Here is a 16,306-nt window from a genome sequence, read left to right as displayed (position 1 = left end):
CCGCGTCACCGCAGTGACGAACCGGCCACCGGGAAGTCGAACCAGGTGTCCGGGTACGGCTCGTCGACGTACCGGTAGTGCCACCACTCCAGCGGATAGTTCTCGAAGCCCTGCGCGGACATCAGCCGGCGCAGCAGGTCCCTGTTGTTCCGGGCGGTGTCGCTGATCCGCGCGTCGGCGGTGTGGGCGCGCGGGTCGAAGCAGTCGAACCCGGTGCCCATGTCGATCGAGTCGTCGGCGAAGCGGCGCCCGGCCGGTTCGGTGCAGGGCACGAGCGCCTGACCGGGCGTGTACGCCGGCTGCGGGGGCCCGGAGACCGGGACCAGGGTCAGGTCGACGGTGCTGCCCCGGCTGTGCGCGGTGGGGGCGCCGATGTAGCCGTCGGCGAACAGCCGGTCCTTGGGCACGCCGGGATAGAACTCGCCCTTCATCCGCTGCTCGCCGGGGAGTTTCGCCCAGGCGACGAAGTCGTCGGCGGCGCGCTGCGGGCGGTAGCAGTCGTACACCTTGAGGCTGTGCCCGCCGGCGAGCGCGGCGGTCTGCACCCGGTGCAGCGCCTGCGCCGCCGGGCGGGTGAGCAGGCAGCGCGGCTCGGCGTACCCGTCGATCGGGCGGCCGACGAAGTTGTGCGGACCCGCGTACCGGATGTCGGTGCGAACGGTGGGGTCGACGGCGGTGAGGTCCACGATGTCCGCCGGGGCCCGCGGGCCGGTCGGGGTCGGTGACGGCTGCGCGGACGGCGACGGCGACGGCGCGGGCCGCTGGCAGGCGGTGGCGATCAGCGCGGCCGCGACGGCCAGGACCGCCGTCGCGCGCATGCCGGTGCCCATCCGCCGTGTCTACCAGCCCTCGCGGGCCGGCGTCGGCGGAACGGTGGTCAGCCGCCCAGCACGGTACGCAGGAAGTCGACAGCGGCGGCGTCGTCGTCGATCGCGCCCGCCTCGTGGCCGTTGAACCGCCACACCGTCAGGTCCTTGTCGCCCCGGTAGTCGTGGTAGGCGGCGTAGACCGTCGACGGCGGCACGATGTCGTCCATCAGCGCGACGGAGAAGCGGACCGGCACCGTGGCGCGGCGGGCGAACGCGACGCCGTCGACGTAGCCGAGCGTGCGCAGCACCTGCTCCTCACGGTCGCGGTGCACGGCGAGGTAGTCGCGGATCTCCCGGAACGGCGTGGTGTCGGTGATCGTGATCGCGCGCGGGATGTCGCAGAGGAACGGCACGAGCGCCACCGCCGCCCGCACCTTCGGCGCCAGGGCCGCGGCGGCGAGCGCGGCCGCGCCGCCCTGGCTGTGCCCGAGTACGGCGATCCGGTCCGGGTCGACGCCCGGCAGCTCGCACGCGGCGTCCACGGCGCGGACCGCGTCGGTGAGGAAGCGCCGGTAGTAGTACCGGTTCGGGTCCTCGATGCCGCGGGTGGCCATGCCCGGCGCCTGCGGTCCGGCGGCGGCGATGTCCGGCGTGTCGCCCCGGCTCCACCCCGAGCCCTGACCGCGCGTGTCCATCTGGAGGTGGGCGAAGCCGGCGGCGGACCAGAGCAGGTTCTCCAGCGCGTGGCCGCGCCCGCCGCCGTACCCGACGTACTGCACGATCGTGGGCAGCGGCTCCGTCGCGCCGCGCGGCACCCGCAGCCAGGCGCGGATCGGCTGTCCGGCGAAGCCCGGGAAGGTCACGTCGAAGACGTCGACACCGGTCAGCGGCGTGGACAGCGGGGTCGCGGACACGGGGTCGCCGCAGGAGCGCGCCTGTGCGAGAGTGTCAGCCCAGAAGGCGTCGAAGTCCGGCGGTTCGTGCAGGTCGCTGCGGTAGGTGCGGAGTTCGGCCTCGGTCAGGTCGGTGAACACGCCTCGGTTTTCCTCGTCGTTCGTCGGGGGTGGACGGCGACTCGCCGGAAGATGACTGGCGCATTTCCGGAACGTTTCCGCAACTCGTGCGAACGCTAGGGCCGGTCCGGCCTGTCGTCAAGCCCTCGCCGTACGGCAAGATGTGCGTGGGGCGGGACGGTCTACCGGTCGGTTCCGGCAGCCGGCGAAGGGAACACGGGTGAGCGCGGACGACGAGCGCAGGGTGACCATCACCGCGATCGCACGGGAGGCCGGCGTCTCGGTCCCGACCGTGTCGCGCGTGCTGAACGGGCGTTCCGACGTCGCACCGGACACCCGGGAGCGCGTCGAGGAACTGCTGCGTCACCACGGCTACCGGCGCCGCGGCAGCCGTACGGTGCGCCGGGCGGACCTGGTCGACCTGGTCTTCAACGACCTGGACAGCCCGTGGGCCGTGGAGATCATCCGCGGCGTGGAGGACGTCAGCCACGCCGCCGGGGTGGGCACCGTCGTCTCGGCGATCCACCGCGAGTCCAGCTCCACCCGGCAGTGGCTGCACAACCTGCGCGCCCGCGCGTCCGACGGCGTGATCGTGGTGACCTCGCACCTGAGCCCGGCCGTGCAGGCCCAGCTGCGGCGCCTCAACGTGCCGGTGGTGGTGGTCGACCCGGCCGCCGGCGTGGCCGCCACGGACGTGCCGGCCATCGGCGCCACCAACTGGACCGGCGGCCTGGCCGCCACCGAGCACCTGCTCAAGCTCGGCCACCGCCGGATCGGGTTCGTGGCCGGCCCGCCGCACCTGCTGTGCAGCCGGGCCCGGCTGGACGGCTACCGGGCCGCGCTGGCCGCCGCCGGTGTGGCCGCCGACGACCGGCTGGTGCAGCCCGGCGACTTCTACCACGCCTCCGGGTTCACCGCCGGTGGCGCGCTGCTCGACCTGGACGACCCGCCGACCGCCATCTTCGCCGCCAGCGACCAGATGGCCTTCGGCGTGTACGAGGCGGTACGCCGCCGCGGACTGCGGGTCTGCGACGACGTGAGCGTGGTCGGCTTCGACGACCTGCCCGAGGCGCGCTGGGCCTCCCCGCCGCTGACCACTGTGCGCCAGCCGCTGGTCGAGATGGGCCGGCTGGCCGCACGTACCGTGCTGCGGCTGGCCCAGGGCGAGGAGATCGACTCGCCCCGGGTCGAACTGGCCACCGAACTGGTGGTGCGGGACAGCACCGCAGGACCCGCCTCCCGCTGATCCGGGCCCCCTGCTTTCACTCCTGTTCCGGAATTTCCGGCTCCCGCAGCGCCGACCCGGTCGACATGGCTACCACGGCGGCGTGGCGGCGCCGCCGGGCCAGCAGCAGCGCTCCCCCGGCCGTCAGCACCGCGCCCACCGCCACCGTCACCCCCGCGCCGGGCCGCGGCCCGGGCGCCGCCCCGCCGCCGCGCAGATCGGCGTGCCCGGCCAGCGCAGAGGCCGCCCCGCCCGCCGGTGGCGCCGAGCGCTCCAGTTCCCCCGGCTCGACGAGCCGGCCGACCTGCGCGTCGCGGGGCTGCGCGAACCCCCAGTCGAGCAGCGCCGCGCCCTGCTGCCAGCCCCGCTGGGTCGTCACCTCGGCACCGAGCAGCGTGACCACGAGGCGTCGGCCGCCGCGCTCGGCCGCGCCGACATAGGTGTGCCGGGCCAGGTCGGTGAAGCCGGTCTTGCCGCCGAGCGCGCCCGGATAGTGCTCCAGCAGCATGTTGTCGTTGGAGATGGCGAACCCCTTCGCCCGCTGCGCCGGCTGGGCCGGGATCTGCGCGACCCGGGTGGCGGCGTATTCGCGGAACGCCGGGTCGGCGAAGCACGCCCGCGCGATCAGCGCCATGTCGTACGCGCTGGTGAACTGCCCCGGTCCGTCCAGCCCGGACGGGGTGACCGCGTGCGTCTGCCGGGCCCCGAGCCGGTGCGCCTCCTCGTTCATCGCCCGCACCCCGCCGGCCAGCCCGTCCGGGCCGCCGCCGAGGCGGGCCAGCGCGTTCGCCGCCTCGTTGCCGGAACGCAGCAGCAGGCCGAGCCAGATCGTCTCGATCCGGTAGTGCCCGCCCTCGACCAGCCCCACCGCCGAGCTGCCCGGTTCCACGGCCAGGTCCCCCGCGGTCACAGTGACCTCCCGGTGCGGATCCAGCCGGGGCAGCATCGTGGCGGCGAGCAGCAGCTTCTGCACGCTCGCGGGCACGCCGTACTCGTGCGGGCCGCAGCCGCCGAGCACCGCGCCGCTGTCCAGGTCGGCGACCACCCAGGAGGTGGCGGTCACCGCCGGCGGCGCGCTGGACGCGGGCGGGACGACGAGGCCGGCGGTGTCGAGCGCGGCGCCACCGACGGCGCGCGCGGCCGGGTCGGGCGCGGGCGGCGGCTGCGGCGGCCGGGTCGCCGGGGCCGGCACGTTCGGGCAGGGCGGCGCAGCCGGCAGCCGGCGTACCGGCGCGCGGGCGGCGGCCGCCGCCGGTGTCACGGAGGCCGGCAGCAGCAGGGCGGCGGCCAGCGCCACGAAGGGTCCCCAGGTCCTCATGACCCGGACGCTAGCCACGCCGACCCGAACGGGTCACCGGCTCCGGGATTCGGGCCCCGGCACCGAGGTAAGGCGGTAGGCTCCGCGGCTCGCTCGCGGCTCAGCGCGCGCGGAGCCCGTGCCCGGCGAGCGGGCCGACCTGCCATCCACGGCGGCGGCACTCGGCCAGCACACGCGGGAGCGCGGCGAGACCGGCCCGCCAGGCGCCCGGCGCGGCGGTACGGGAGGAGTCGTGCAGCAGGATCGTGCCGCCCGCGTCCAGTCCGGCCAGCACGGTGCGCGCGACGGTGTCCGCGGTGGCGGTGGCGGTCCAGTCCCGGCCCCAGCAGCTCCACAGCACCGGCCGCAGCCGCAGCCGCCGGGCGGCCACCAGCGCGGCGGTGGTGAGCACGCCGTACGGCGGTCGCATGAACCCGGGCGGACGGCCGGTCACGTCGGTGACCAGGTCGTAGGCGCGGGTCAGGTCGCTGACGGTGCGGGCCGGGCCGCTCAGCAGCAGGTTGTCGTGCGTCCAGCCGTGCACGGCGATCTCGTGGCCCTCGCCGGCCGCCCGGCGGCCCAGCGCGGGGTGGCGCCGCAGCATCGCGCCGAGCACGAAGAACGTGGCGCGGACCCGGTGCGCCGCCAGCACGTCCAGGACGTGCCCGGTGGACTCCGGGTCCGGGCCGTCGTCGAAGGTCAGCGCGACCCGGCCGGGCGTCCCGAGCCCGTGCAGCCCGGGCAGCAGCCGTCGCCGCAGCGCGGGCAGCGCCGTCACCGCCGGTGCCGCGTGCAGCACCGGCAGCGCGAGCGCGGCGGCCCCCGCCAGGGTGACCGCTCTCATCGCAGGCCGCCGGTGGACTGCAGCAGCGCGGCGAGCACGGCGACGGCGTCTCCGACCGGGTCCAGCAGCGGGCGGCGCTTACCGGCCGGTCCGGCCGGCGGTGCCCGGCGCGCGGCCTCGGCGACCAGGCCCGCCGGGTCGCGGTACACGTCGTCGCGGGACGGGCTCACCGGTCCGGTCCCGATCACGGCCGCGAGGACCGGCCCGAGCTGCTGCGGTGTGGCCGCCCACCGGCTCAGGCCGGCCCGGGCCAGGATCGCGGCGTTGGCGCGCCCGTGCCCGGCGATGGGCCGGTACGTGACCACCGGCAGCCCGGCCGCCAGCGCCTCCTGGCAGGTCAGCCCGCCGGCGTTCTCCACCATGACGTCGACCGCGCGCATCAGCGCCGGCATGTCGTCGACCCAGCCCAGCACGTGCCGCCCGGCGCCGCGCAGCCGGTGACGCAGCGCCGCGTTGTGCCCGCACACCACCACCGGCCGGACGCCCGCGGCGGCGACCTCGGCCACCGTGGCCGCCACCTCGCCGGCGCCCCAGGAACCCGCGACGACCAGCGCGAGCACCCCGTCGGCCGGTAGGCCGAACCGCTGCCGGGCCCGCCGACGGTCCTCCGGGGCGGGCCGGGCGAAGGCGCGGGACACCAGCGGCTGCACGGCGGTGACGTCGGCGGCGCCGGTCCGGTGCGTCTCGGCGTGGCGGACCGCGCAGTACACGTCCACGCCCGGCGCGAGCCAGGTCGGGTGCACCACGAAGTCGGTCACATAGGTGATCACCGGGACACGGAGCCGCCCGCGCCGCCGCAGCGGACCGAGGAGCTGGTTGGCGAACGGATAGGTGGTGACCACGGCCCGGGTGTCGGGCGGGATGCGGCGGCGCAGGCGGCGGCGGAACGGCCGCATCAGCGCGCGGATCGCGCGTACGGCGGTCCGCGAGTTGCCGGTCAGCCGGAACAGCGCGTGGTAGCCCCAGGGGAGCCGGTGCAGCACCCCCCGGTACGTCTCGCGTACCGCCCGGTGCACCGGGCTGGGCAGCAGGTGCAGGAGGTTCAGCCGGTCCACCGCGAAGCCCCGCGCACGCAGCCGGTGCGCCAGCTCGTCGGCGGCCCGGTCGTGTCCGGCGCCGATGTCCGCCGAGACCACCACGATCCGGCCCGGGTGCTCCATGCCGGGCGCATACCCACGGAATCGGTGTCCACGCGATCCGCCGGGACGCCGGGTTCAGGCGCGGCGGCGTCCGCGACGGCGTGACCGGCTCCGGCGGGCGGCGAGCACCGCCGCCACCCCGCCGACGGTCAGTGCCAGCAGACCGGCGAGCGGCACGATCATCCGCCAGTCCCCGTCGCCGACGCGGCGCAGCGCGGTCCCGGCCGGTCCCCGCCAGGGCGGGGATGCGGTACGGCTCGGCTCCGCGGCCGCCGCCTGCTTGGGCTCCGCCGCCTCGGCGTCCCGTTCGCCCGGTTCGACCAGCCGGCCGACCGAAGCGTCCCGGGGCTGCCGGAAGCCCCAGTCGAGCAGCTGGGCGCCCTGCTGCCAGCCGCGTACCGGGCGGGCCTCGGCGCCGAGCAGCGTCACCACGAGGCGGCGTCCGTCGCGCTGGGCGGCGCCGACGTAGCTGTGCCGGGCCAGCTCGGTGAAGCCGGTCTTGCCGCCGAGCGCGCCGGGATAGCGGTAGATGAGCTGGTTCTCGTTCTGGATCTGGAACCCGCCCTTCTTCAGCGCGGGCTGGGCCGGGATCTGCGTGCGCTCGGTGCGCGCGTACCGGCGGAACGCGGCGTCGGCGAAGCAGGCCCGCGCGATGAGTGCCAGGTCGTACGCGCTGGTGAACTGGCCGGGGCCGTCGAGGCCGGACGGGGTGACCGCGTGCGTCTGGCCGGCGCCGAGCCGGCGGGCCTGCGCGTTCATCTCGGCGACGCCGGCCTGGGAGCTGCCGGCGCCGAGACGGGCCAGCATGTTCGCGGCGTCGTTACCGGACTGGAGCAGCAGGCCCAGCCACAGCGTCTCCACGCTGTAGCGGCCGCCGACGAGCAGGCCGACGGCCGAGCTGCCCGGCTCGATGTCCAGGTCGGCGCGGGTGGCGACGGCGACCTGCCTGGGGTCCAGTCGGCTCAGCATGGTGGCGGCCAGCAGCAGTTTCTGGGTGCTGGCCGGGGTGCCGGGGACGTGTGGGCCGCACGCGCCGAGGACCGCGCCGGTGTCCAGGTCCGCCACGAGCCAGGTGGCGGCGGTGACCGCCGGGGGCGCGGGGCTGCCGGGTGGCGTGACCAGCCCGGTACCGGCCAGCGCCTCGCCGCCCACCGCCGCCTGTTCGGGCGTCGTGGCCGGCGGCGTCGGGCGGGGCGGCCGGCTGACCTTCGGCGCGGGCAGGCGCGGGCAGGGCACGGGTGCGGCGGCCGGAGCGGCGGGTGCCGCGGCCGGCGCAGCCGCGGGCGTGCCGGCCGGGGCGCCTGTGGCCGGGGCCGGAACGCCGGTGGTGAGCAGGGTGACGGCGGTGGCGGCGGCCAGGACCCGGGCTCTCATGAGATGGCACCCTACCGAGCCGGATGATCAGGTCCGGACGGCTCACCGGTGTCGTGACACGGTGCCGATCACGCGGTCCCGGTCGGTGACCGATTGGCGCGTCAGCGCACGCCGCGCAGCCACCACCGCTGCCACGGCGTCTCGACCGCGCGCCTGTGGTAGCCGGACCGCACCCAGGCCACCGCCCGCGCGGGGGGCAGCCCGTCCAGCACGGCGAGGGCGGCCAGCGCGGTGCCGGTGCGCCCGACTCCGCCGTGACAGGCCACCTCGACCCGCTCCCCCGCGTACGCGCGCCGCCGCGCCTCCCGGAGCGCGTCCAGGGCATCGGCCCGGTCGGCCGGGATCCAGAAGTCGGGCCAGCGGACCCGCCGGGCCGGCCACTCCGGCTCGGGACCGGGCGCCAGCAGCAGGGCGAAGTCAGCCGGTGACGCGGGCCCGGCGACCCGGCGACCGCGCACGGTGGCGCCCCCGGGAAGCGTGAGCAGGCCGGTCCGGTCGGTCCACGGTGTCGCGTCCATCGGGTCATTGTGTCCCGGCGTCCGGACACGTGAGTGCCCGCCGGACGAGGTCCGGCGGGCACTCACGATCGAGCCGGGTCGTCCCCGGCGCACCCCGGATCAGCCGAGGCGACGGCGACGCCAGGCCATCGAGGCCAGAAGCAGCACCGCACCGGCGGCGGCGAGGCCCCCACCGAGCTTCAGCGGCGTGCCGATGCTGTCACCGGTGACCGGCAGCCCGCCGTGGTGCGGCGACTTGGTCGGCCGCGGCGGCAGGACGGTGCCGGTCGCGCTCGCGATCCGCCCGGACGTCAGGCCGGTGGCGGTGAACGTGTACCGGCCCGGCCGGGTCGGCCGGTAGGTGACGGTGAAGTTGCCGCTGGCGTCGGCCGTCACGGTGAACGTGGTCGGCGCGGGCTGCGGCTGGGCGCGGTTGGGCGTGTAGGCGACCGGCGCCATCGCCACCGTGCTGCCGTCGCTGCGCCGCGCGGTCCCCTCGGCCGGGGCGGCCGCGGGCAGACCCGAGATCGCCACGTCGATCCGCACCGACTCGTTCGGCGCGAAGTTCGAACCCCGCAGGGTGAACGTCTCGCCGAGCCGGATGGTCGTCGGTGAGACGGTCAGCGACGCGACCTCGGGCGGGTAGACCGGGGGCTGCGGCTGCGCCGCCCCGGCCGCGGTCGGCACGGCCGCTACGGCCAGGCCCACCGTGAGCGCCATGATGATGCGGGATAGCCGCATGATGGATTCCCTCCTACTGTTCACAGCTTGGTGCGTTGACTACTTGGGTGGTCCATGGGGTGACGGTGGGCGTGTGCACCAGCTCGGCGGTCCCGGCGCCGGTCTGGCCGGTGAGCACCGTGACGTCGAGCGTCCGGGTCTGCCCCGGGCGGGTCTCCACGTTCGCCACCGCCACCTGGCGGCGGCCGTCGGTGCCGCTGCCCATCGCGGTGTCCCGTCCGTCCAGCCGGCCGGTGAGCACGGCGCCGCCGGTGGGCGTGTGCACGGAGACGAAGGTGCGTGCGGTGTACTTGTCGCCGGCCAGGGCCAGCCCGGTGACCGACTTGCTCAGGCCCGACTTCGGGGCGGTGGAGTGCACCGTGACCCGCAGCCGCAGCTCGCGGCGCCCGTCCGGATGGCATTCACCGACCGTCACGGTGGCCGAGAACCTGAGGTAGTAGCCGAGCTTCGCGCCGCTGCCGTCGTTGAGGAACACGCCGACGGTCGGCACGGTGTCCTTCTCCGGGAGTTGACCGGCCAGCCGGCTGCCGGCCAGTGCGCGTTGCTCCTCAGATCGGACACTCCAGAACAATATCCGACGTTCATTGATTGAACGGGTAAAAACGGTCAAAAGCGCCCTCGGGTCTACCGTCTTGGTGAACAGCGTGTCGAAGACGCCCGACGCGGATCTGCTGAAGAACTCGTCCTGGTCCTTCGTCTCCAGATCCCGGTACGAGTCACTGAGCAGCGTCCGTACCGCGGTGGCGGCGGCCAGCGACGGCCCGTCCGGCACGGGCACCGGACCCACCACGCCGAGCAGGTACGACAGGACCACCGGGTCCACCGCCAGCACCCCGTCCACAGTGGTGCCGGTCCGTCGGCGCACCATGTCCCGGTAGAGCGCGGCGGCGGCCGGGAAGTCCGGCGTGAGGTTCACGTCCGCCGGATAGATGCCCGGCAGCTCACCCCAGAGCCGTTTCGCCTCCGCGCCGACCTTCAGCGGCGGGTCGAAGAGCCGCAGGTCGGACGAGCTGCCCTGCTTCACCAGGCGAATCCCTCCACCCTCGGCGCGCAGCACGGCGTACGCACCGAACATGCCGCCGGTGGCGCGCAGCTCGGCCGGGTTCTGCGAGACCAGCAGGTAGGTGCGCGGCCCGTCCGCGCCGAGCAGCGGCGGCAGCAGCCGGGCGCCCCGGTCGGCGGCCGAGGTCAGCTCGCCGAGCTGGTCCAGCTCGGTGCGCAACGCGACGACCGCGTCGCGTACCTGCGTCACGAGGTCGCCGGTGGGCACCTGCCGCAGCCGGTCGGCGGTGCGGCGCACGGCCTGGTCGGCGGCGGACACCTCGGCCGAGACGGCGCGCAGGCGGGCGAGATCCAGCTTGCCCTGCTTCGGCACCAGCGAGGCGAGGTCGACGCGCAGCAGCGTGGGGAACGCGAGCCGGGCCAGGTCGTCCACCGCCACCGAGATCTGCCGGACCGCGGCCAGGTTGTCCCCCGCGTACGGCGTCTGCTGGCCCACCCACCACACCGGATCGCCGGTCTCGCCGCGCGCGGCGGCGGCCTGCTCCTGCAACGCGGCGAGCGTGCGCTGGGCGCGGGCCACGTCGCCGTCGAGCACCTGGGCGCTGAGCTCCCGGGCCAGCCCGGCGGCGTTCACCAGGTGGGCGCGGGCCTGCCAGCCCCGGAACGCGACCCAGCCGCCGGCGCTGAGCAGCACCGACACGACGACCAGCCCGGTCAGCAGGATCCGGCGGACCCGGGCGCGCCGGCGCCGTCGCGAACGGCGCCGCCGGCCGGGCGTGGCACCAGGTCCGGTCACGGATTTCCCCCCTACGTGTCGGTCGAATCGGACACAATTCGCGATCGAGTGCTTTTTAGCACGAGAAAGTCCCTGTTCGAGGCGTTATTCGACACTCTGCCGTCTTATCGGCTGGGTGCGAGCTTCGTTCGGTTCGAGGACCGCTCGGCCGCCTCGTGCAGCAGCGCCTCGATCCGGTCCACCCCGGCTCGCAACGACATGTCCCGCAGGTACGCGTCGCGGCCCCGCCTGCCCATGTCGAGCCGGGCGGCCGGCGGAATGGCGGCGGCCAGCCAGAAGCGGTCGGCCAGCGCCGCCCAGTCCTCCGGCGGGCAGGACAGGCCGGCGCGGGCCCGCTCCACCAGCTCCGCCGTCTCCCCCGCCGCGGAGGCGACCACCGGTGCGGCGCAGGAGAGCGCGGCCTGCAGCTTGCCGGGCACCCGGCCCCGCAGCTCCGGCAGGTCGCGCTGGGCCACGAGCTGGTAGTCGGCGGCGGCGTACAGCTGCGGCATGTCCACCGCGGACCGTCGCTCCAGGAACCTGACGTTGTCCGCGCCGAGATCGGCGGCGAGCCCCCGCACCCGCCGCTCCTGCGGACCGGAACCGACGAGCACCAGATCCATCCGGTCGCCGAGCGCCGCAGCCGCCCGGACCGCCGTCTCCAGATCCTGGTGCGCGCCGATCGTCCCGGCGTGCATCACCACGCAGCGGTCGTCCCGGCGGACCAGCCGCCGCACCGCCGGACCGGCCTGGGTGGGGCGGAAGATGCGCTCGTCGGTCCAGTTCGGCACCGTGCGCACCCGGCCCGGGGCGGCCCCACCGGCGCGGACCAGATCCGCCATCGACGGCGAACCGACGGCCACCACCGCCGCCTCCCGGTAGAGGCGGCGGGAGGCGGACTCCAGCCGCGCCGACCAGCCGCCGTCCGGCGCCGCACGACCGTCCCGCTCCGTCCACACGTCCTGCACGTGCAGGACCGTCGGCGTACGGCCGAGCAGCCGCAGCAGCCCGGTGGCGGCGAACGTGACCGCCGGGTGCCCGTAGACGTAGAGCACATCGACGTCGCGCAGCAGGCCCCGTCCGGCGAGCGCGGCGCTGCCGGCGAAGGAGAGCCAGCTCGCGGTACGGGCACGGGCGGAGCCGTCGCCCGCGGCGTAGCGGGGCACCCGGCGCACGGTCAGCCGCTCGCTGTGCGTCTGGTGCCGCCAGCGCTGCCGCCAGCCGGGATAGACGTGACCGCCCGGGTAGTCCGGGAAGCCGGTAAGCACCCGTACCTCGTGACCCCGGGCCACCAGCTCCTCGGCCAGGCTGCCCGGGACGAACGCCGGCTCCGGCGGGAAGTGGTAGGTGAGGATGCCGACCCTCATGACCGCGCTCCCGGCGCGGCTTTCCGGACGGCCGGGCGCCGCACCGCGTACCATTCCCGCATCCCCTCTGCGTCCGGCCGCGACCGCCGGAAGAACGCCGTCGCGGCACCCTCCGTCGCGACCCTGCCGACGAGAGGGGTGCAGATGGTCGACGAGGTGCTCTTCGTCTGCCACGCGAACATGTGCCGGTCACCGATGGCGGAGTTCATCGCCCGCCGCATGCTGGCCGGCCTGCCGCTGACGGTGGCCAGCGCGGGAACCGACGCGATCGACGGGGCGGTCATGCACCCGTACGCGGTCGAGGTGACCGCGGCCACCGGCGCGGACCCGGCGGCCTTCCGGACCCGCCGGCTGCGCGCCGAGCACCTGACCGGTGCGGCGCTGGTGCTGACCGCGACCCGCCGGCAACGCTCGGCCTGTACCTCGCTGGCGCCGGCCGCGCTGACCCGGACGTTCACGCTGCGGCAGTTCGCCCGGCTGGCCGCGGAGGCCCGCCCTGCCGAGGCGGAGGCGGACGCGGGCACGCCGTTGCGCGCGGCGGTGTCGGCCGCGGTCCGCGCCCGGGGGCGGCTGCAACCCGCCGCCCCCGACGCGGAGGACCTGCACGACCCGATCGGCGGCTCGCCCGCCGACTTCCGGCGGTGTGCCGAGGAGATCGAGCGGTCGATCCGGCCCGTGCTCGCACTCATCGCGAAAGCCGGGTGAGTTCCTGCGTCCGGTCGCCCACGGCCTTCGCGCCCCGCCGGGTGCCGGCCCGGTCGGCCGGTACGGAGGGCGCCGCGGGTGGCACGACCACCTTGTACGCCTCGTACTGGTAGGCGTCCGCCTTGGCCACCTTGGCCATGTTGAGCACGCAGCCGAGCAGGCGCACCGACACCGAGCTGAGCGCGTGCGCCGCCGCGGCGACCTGGCTGCGGGAGGTACGCCCCTGCTGGGTCACCAGCAGCGCGCCGTCGGCCTGCACGGCCACCACCACACCGTCGGTGACCGCCAGCAGCGGCGCGGTGTCGATGACCACGATGTCCGCCGAGTCCCGCAGCGCGACCAGCAGGTCCGCCATGGACTTGGAGCCGAGCAGCTCGCTCGGGTTGGGCGGGGTGGCGCCGCTGGGCAGCACCAGCAGGGACTTCTCGCCCCAGCGCTGCACCACGTCACCGACCTGGACGTCACCGACGAGCACGTCGGTGAGGCCGACACCGCCGTCGAGCCCGAGGTAGTCGGCGACCTTGGGGCGGCGCAGGTCGGCGTCGATCAGCAGCACCCGCCAGCCCGCCTCGGCCAGCGCGATGGCGGTGTTGCAGGCCATCGTGGTCTTGCCCTCGCCCTGCAGCGCGCTGGTCACCGCGATGACCCGGGCCGGCTCGTGCACGTCCACGAAGCGCAGGTTGGTACGCAGCTTGCGGACCGCCTCGGCCCGGGCGGAGGTGGCCGCGTCGCCGACGATCAGCGGCGCCGACCGCGCGCCGGTCTCGTACGGGATCTCGCCGAGCAGCGGGCTGCCGGTCACCCGTTGCAGCCCGGCGCCGTCGCGCATCCGGACGTCGGCCACCCCGCGCAGCACTGCGAGGCCGGCGCCGAGCAGCAGGCCGAGCAGACCGCCCAGGACCAGGTTGCGGGTGGGCTGGGGCGAGACCGGGTCGGAGGTGACCCGGGGACCGCTGACCACCTCGATCTTGATGGGCGGGGCCTTGCCGTCAGGCGGCGTCTCGACCTTGCGGACCAGCTCGGTGAACTTGGTCGCGAGCATCTCGGTGGTCTTCAGCGCCCGGGTCTGGTCGGTGTCGGTGATCGTCGCCTGGAGCAGGACCGTGCCGGTCGTGGCGGTGGTGTGGATCCGGCTGCGCACCTGGTCGGCGGTCAGGCCGAGCGGCGCGTCGGCCACCACGCTCTGCGCCAGCCGGTCGCTGGTGAGCAGGTCACCGTAGGACTTCACCCGCTGCTGGAGGAATAGGCCGCCCTGGTAGGCGTCGGTGACCCCCTGGCTGGGCGTGGTGACGAAGAAGGTCACCGAGGCCTCGTACCGAGGCGCCGTCCGGACCGTCACCAGCGCGGCGGCGCCCAGACCGAGCATCACCGTCACCAGCACGATCCACCAGTGGCGTCGGACCAGGCGCAGGTAGCCGAGAACGTCCATCACGCTCCCCCTCGCGACACGCCGGTCTGCCGATGAAACTGCACGAAAGCCCCCTAAAAACCCCAGTTGCCGTGCCAGGATCGAATCGCCTATTCACGACGTTACGTGACTGGACGACAGTAAACGACCGAACAGGCACAGACGGTCTAATCCTTTCAATACGGATAGGACGTAGAGGGCAGCTCATGGATCGTGATGCGATCACAGCCGTTCGACCCCCCGGCCGGATCACCCACCGCGCCGCCACCCTTTCCCTGTTAACGCTGGACACGGCCGCGTGGTGCGGCGGTTTTCTCGGCGCCGCCTGGACGCGGTACGAGTTCGACCTCACCGCCGCCGCCAGCGCCCGTACGCTCGGCGTGGCGCTGGCCTGCGCCGCGCTGTACGCCGCGCTCACGCTGCTGCGGTCCCGGCTCTACGGCCGGTATCCGATCGGCAGCGCCGGCGACGCGCAGGGCCTGGCCACCACCGTCGCGCTCGTCGCGGCCGTCGGCTTCGTCGCCCTGCTGCCGTGGACGGAGCACCCGGTGCCGGCCAGCACGCCGCTGGTCGGCGGCGCGGTGGCGCTCGTGGTGATGGCGACCGCTCGCGGGCTCTGGCGGGCCCACGCCGACCGCCGGCCACCCGCCGCGGGACACGCCGAGCGCTGCCTGATCTACGGGGTGGACGCGGCGAGCGAGCGGCTCGTCCGGGCGCTGCTGCACGACCCGGACAGCAGCTACCGGCCGGTGGGTCTGCTCGACGACGCACCCGACAGCCGCGGCCTGCGGCTGGAGCGGCTGCGCGTGCTCGGCGGCCGGGAGCAGACCGGCATCGCCGTCCGGGCCACCCGGGCGAGCACCGTCATCTTCTCGATGAGCGGCTCCGACCCGCAGCTGCTGCGCGACGTGCGCACCCGCACGCTGGAGGCCGGGGCGGCGTTCAAGGTCCTGCCGCCGGTACGCGAGGTCCTCGACCGTCCGGTGGCCGCCACCGACGTACGCGACCTTCAGCTCACCGACCTGCTGGGCCGCGCGCACCGGGTGGCCGAGCTGAGCGTCGAGCGCGGCGGGCTGGCCGGACGCCGGGTGCTCGTCACCGGCGCCGGTGGCTCGATCGGCTCGGAACTGTGCCGGCAGATCGCCCGCTGCGAGCCGGACGAGCTGATGATGCTCGACCGGGACGAGTCCGCGCTGCACGCCCTGCAGATGTCCCTGCACGGGCGCGCGCTGCTGGACGGGCCGGAGCTGATCCTGGCCGACATCCGCGACGCCGAGGGCATCGCCCGGGTGATCGCCGACCGGCAGCCCGACGTGGTGTTCCACGCCGCGGCGCTGAAGCACCTCACGCTGCTCCAGCGCCACCCCGGGGAAGCGATCAAGACCAACATCCTGGGTACGCTGAACGTGCTGGAGGCGTGCCGGGACGTCGCCGAGTTCGTGAACATCTCCACCGACAAGGCGGCCAACCCGGCGAGCGTCCTCGGCTACTCCAAGCGGATCACCGAGCGGCTCACGGCGTACCACGCGCAGCGGCTCGGCGGCCGGTACCTGAGCGTCCGGTTCGGCAACGTGCTCAGCAGCCGCGGCTCGGTGCTCACCGCGTTCCAGGCGCAGATCCGCGCCGGGGTGCCGATCACCGTCACCCACCCCGACGTGACGCGGTACTTCATGACCGTGCAGGAGGCGGTGCACCTGGTGCTCCAGGCCGCGATGATCGGCCGGGGCGGCGAGGCGCTGGTGCTCGACATGGGCGAGCCGGTCCGGATCGCCGACGTGGCCCGCCGGCTCGCCGCCGAGGCGGACCGCCCGGTGGAGATCGTCTTCACCGGTCTGCGGCCGGGCGAGAAGCTGCACGAGCACCTGTTCGGCGCCGACGAGGTGGACACCCGGCCGCTGCACCCGCTGATCTCCCACGTACCGGTGCCCGAGCTGGACCCGGACGAGGTGCGCGGGCTCGACCCCTACGCCGACGCGGACGAGCTGATGAAGTGGATGGCCGCGTTCTGCGACCCGGTCGGGGCGTCCCTGCCGGCTCTGCCCGGGCAACGCTGACCCGCCGGCCGATGGGACGCTCCGCCCGAGTGGTGAGACGGGCGTCCCATCGGCCG

14 protein-coding genes are annotated in these 16,306 nt (G+C 75.1%); 3 read left to right on the top strand and 11 right to left on the bottom strand.

The window, feature by feature from the left end:
• Positions 1–5: 5 nt before the first annotated feature.
• Positions 6–818: a M15 family metallopeptidase gene (locus IRY44_RS05280; protein WP_194799454.1), complete on the bottom strand. Its 813-nt coding sequence runs from the start codon at positions 816–818 to the stop codon at positions 6–8.
• 59 nt (positions 819–877) lie between these two features.
• The gene (locus IRY44_RS05275; RefSeq protein ID WP_194799329.1) at positions 878–1,843 is read right to left on the bottom strand and encodes an acetylxylan esterase; all 966 of its coding nucleotides are present in this window, start codon (positions 1,841–1,843) and stop codon (positions 878–880) included.
• 199 nt (positions 1,844–2,042) lie between these two features.
• Between IRY44_RS05275 and IRY44_RS05270 the strand changes: the two genes are divergently transcribed.
• The gene (locus IRY44_RS05270) at positions 2,043–3,068 is read left to right on the top strand and encodes a LacI family DNA-binding transcriptional regulator (protein WP_194799328.1); all 1,026 of its coding nucleotides are present in this window, start codon (positions 2,043–2,045) and stop codon (positions 3,066–3,068) included.
• 16 nt (positions 3,069–3,084) lie between these two features.
• Here the strand turns inward: IRY44_RS05270 and IRY44_RS05265 are convergent, their stop codons facing one another.
• The 8 genes from IRY44_RS05265 to IRY44_RS05230 all read right to left on the bottom strand — a co-directional run bounded on the left by IRY44_RS05265 (position 3,085) and on the right by IRY44_RS05230 (position 12,083).
• Positions 3,085–4,365, bottom strand: coding sequence for a D-alanyl-D-alanine carboxypeptidase family protein (locus tag IRY44_RS05265; RefSeq protein WP_194799327.1), 1,281 nt, complete (start codon positions 4,363–4,365; stop codon positions 3,085–3,087).
• 100 nt (positions 4,366–4,465) lie between these two features.
• Complete coding sequence (locus IRY44_RS05260; protein ID WP_194799326.1) at positions 4,466–5,188, bottom strand: polysaccharide deacetylase family protein; 723 nt, start codon at positions 5,186–5,188, stop codon at positions 4,466–4,468.
• Positions 5,185–6,348: a glycosyltransferase gene (locus tag IRY44_RS05255; RefSeq protein WP_194799325.1), complete on the bottom strand. Its 1,164-nt coding sequence runs from the start codon at positions 6,346–6,348 to the stop codon at positions 5,185–5,187. The genes IRY44_RS05260 and IRY44_RS05255 overlap by 4 nt, the downstream gene beginning before the upstream one ends.
• A 54-nt stretch (positions 6,349–6,402) precedes the next feature.
• Positions 6,403–7,701 carry a D-alanyl-D-alanine carboxypeptidase family protein gene (locus IRY44_RS05250; protein WP_194799324.1) on the bottom strand — a complete coding sequence of 433 codons (1,299 nt, stop codon included), beginning with the start codon at positions 7,699–7,701 and terminating at the stop codon, positions 6,403–6,405.
• 101 nt (positions 7,702–7,802) lie between these two features.
• Positions 7,803–8,219, bottom strand: coding sequence for a protein-tyrosine phosphatase family protein (locus tag IRY44_RS05245; RefSeq protein ID WP_194799323.1), 417 nt, complete (start codon positions 8,217–8,219; stop codon positions 7,803–7,805).
• A 99-nt stretch (positions 8,220–8,318) separates the two neighbouring features.
• Entirely contained in the window at positions 8,319–8,939 is a 621-nt protein-coding gene (locus tag IRY44_RS05240; RefSeq protein WP_128138550.1) for a hypothetical protein, read from the bottom strand.
• Between the two features lie 13 nt (positions 8,940–8,952).
• Complete coding sequence (locus IRY44_RS05235) at positions 8,953–10,737, bottom strand: DUF4012 domain-containing protein (protein WP_194799322.1); 1,785 nt, start codon at positions 10,735–10,737, stop codon at positions 8,953–8,955.
• Between the two features lie 104 nt (positions 10,738–10,841).
• Positions 10,842–12,083: a glycosyltransferase family 4 protein gene (locus tag IRY44_RS05230; RefSeq protein WP_194799321.1), complete on the bottom strand. Its 1,242-nt coding sequence runs from the start codon at positions 12,081–12,083 to the stop codon at positions 10,842–10,844.
• Between the two features lie 144 nt (positions 12,084–12,227).
• Between IRY44_RS05230 and IRY44_RS05225 the strand changes: the two genes are divergently transcribed.
• Positions 12,228–12,788 (top strand): low molecular weight phosphatase family protein, encoded by a 561-nt coding sequence (locus IRY44_RS05225; protein ID WP_194799320.1) that lies wholly within the window; start codon positions 12,228–12,230, stop codon positions 12,786–12,788.
• On the opposite strand, the gene IRY44_RS05220 is transcribed toward IRY44_RS05225, so the two are convergent.
• Entirely contained in the window at positions 12,769–14,217 is a 1,449-nt protein-coding gene (locus IRY44_RS05220) for a polysaccharide biosynthesis tyrosine autokinase (protein WP_194799319.1), read from the bottom strand. The two genes, IRY44_RS05225 and IRY44_RS05220, sit on opposite strands and share 20 nt — an antisense overlap.
• A 185-nt stretch (positions 14,218–14,402) precedes the next feature.
• Between IRY44_RS05220 and IRY44_RS05215 the strand changes: the two genes are divergently transcribed.
• Positions 14,403–16,250 (top strand): nucleoside-diphosphate sugar epimerase/dehydratase, encoded by a 1,848-nt coding sequence (locus tag IRY44_RS05215; RefSeq protein WP_194799318.1) that lies wholly within the window; start codon positions 14,403–14,405, stop codon positions 16,248–16,250.
• Positions 16,251–16,306: the final 56 nt, after the last annotated feature.

It is taken from the genome of Micromonospora sp. ANENR4, assembly GCF_015354395.1.
Classification (GTDB): Bacteria; Actinomycetota; Actinomycetes; order Mycobacteriales; family Micromonosporaceae; genus Micromonospora; species Micromonospora aurantiaca.
The sequence above is the reverse complement of the archived record's forward strand: the minus strand, read 5'-3'. Positions and strand labels throughout refer to the sequence as shown.

What these genes read in the sequence shown, in the direction of transcription:
- IRY44_RS05280 (WP_194799454.1), bottom strand. Translation starts at nt 818, where the DNA reads ATGCGCGCGACGGCGGTCCTGGCCGTCGCGGCCGCGCTGATCGCCACC.
- IRY44_RS05265 (WP_194799327.1), bottom strand. Translation starts at nt 4,365, where the DNA reads ATGAGGACCTGGGGACCCTTCGTGGCGCTGGCCGCCGCCCTGCTGCTG.
- IRY44_RS05260 (WP_194799326.1), bottom strand. Translation starts at nt 5,188, where the DNA reads ATGAGAGCGGTCACCCTGGCGGGGGCCGCCGCGCTCGCGCTGCCGGTG.
- IRY44_RS05255 (WP_194799325.1), bottom strand. Translation starts at nt 6,348, where the DNA reads ATGGAGCACCCGGGCCGGATCGTGGTGGTCTCGGCGGACATCGGCGCC.
- IRY44_RS05250 (WP_194799324.1), bottom strand. Translation starts at nt 7,701, where the DNA reads ATGAGAGCCCGGGTCCTGGCCGCCGCCACCGCCGTCACCCTGCTCACC.
- IRY44_RS05245 (WP_194799323.1), bottom strand. Translation starts at nt 8,219, where the DNA reads ATGGACGCGACACCGTGGACCGACCGGACCGGCCTGCTCACGCTTCCC.
- IRY44_RS05240 (WP_128138550.1), bottom strand. Translation starts at nt 8,939, where the DNA reads ATGCGGCTATCCCGCATCATCATGGCGCTCACGGTGGGCCTGGCCGTA.
- IRY44_RS05230 (WP_194799321.1), bottom strand. Translation starts at nt 12,083, where the DNA reads ATGAGGGTCGGCATCCTCACCTACCACTTCCCGCCGGAGCCGGCGTTC.
- IRY44_RS05225 (WP_194799320.1), top strand. Translation starts at nt 12,228, where the DNA reads ATGGTCGACGAGGTGCTCTTCGTCTGCCACGCGAACATGTGCCGGTCA.
- IRY44_RS05220 (WP_194799319.1), bottom strand. Translation starts at nt 14,217, where the DNA reads ATGGACGTTCTCGGCTACCTGCGCCTGGTCCGACGCCACTGGTGGATC.
- IRY44_RS05215 (WP_194799318.1), top strand. Translation starts at nt 14,403, where the DNA reads ATGGATCGTGATGCGATCACAGCCGTTCGACCCCCCGGCCGGATCACC.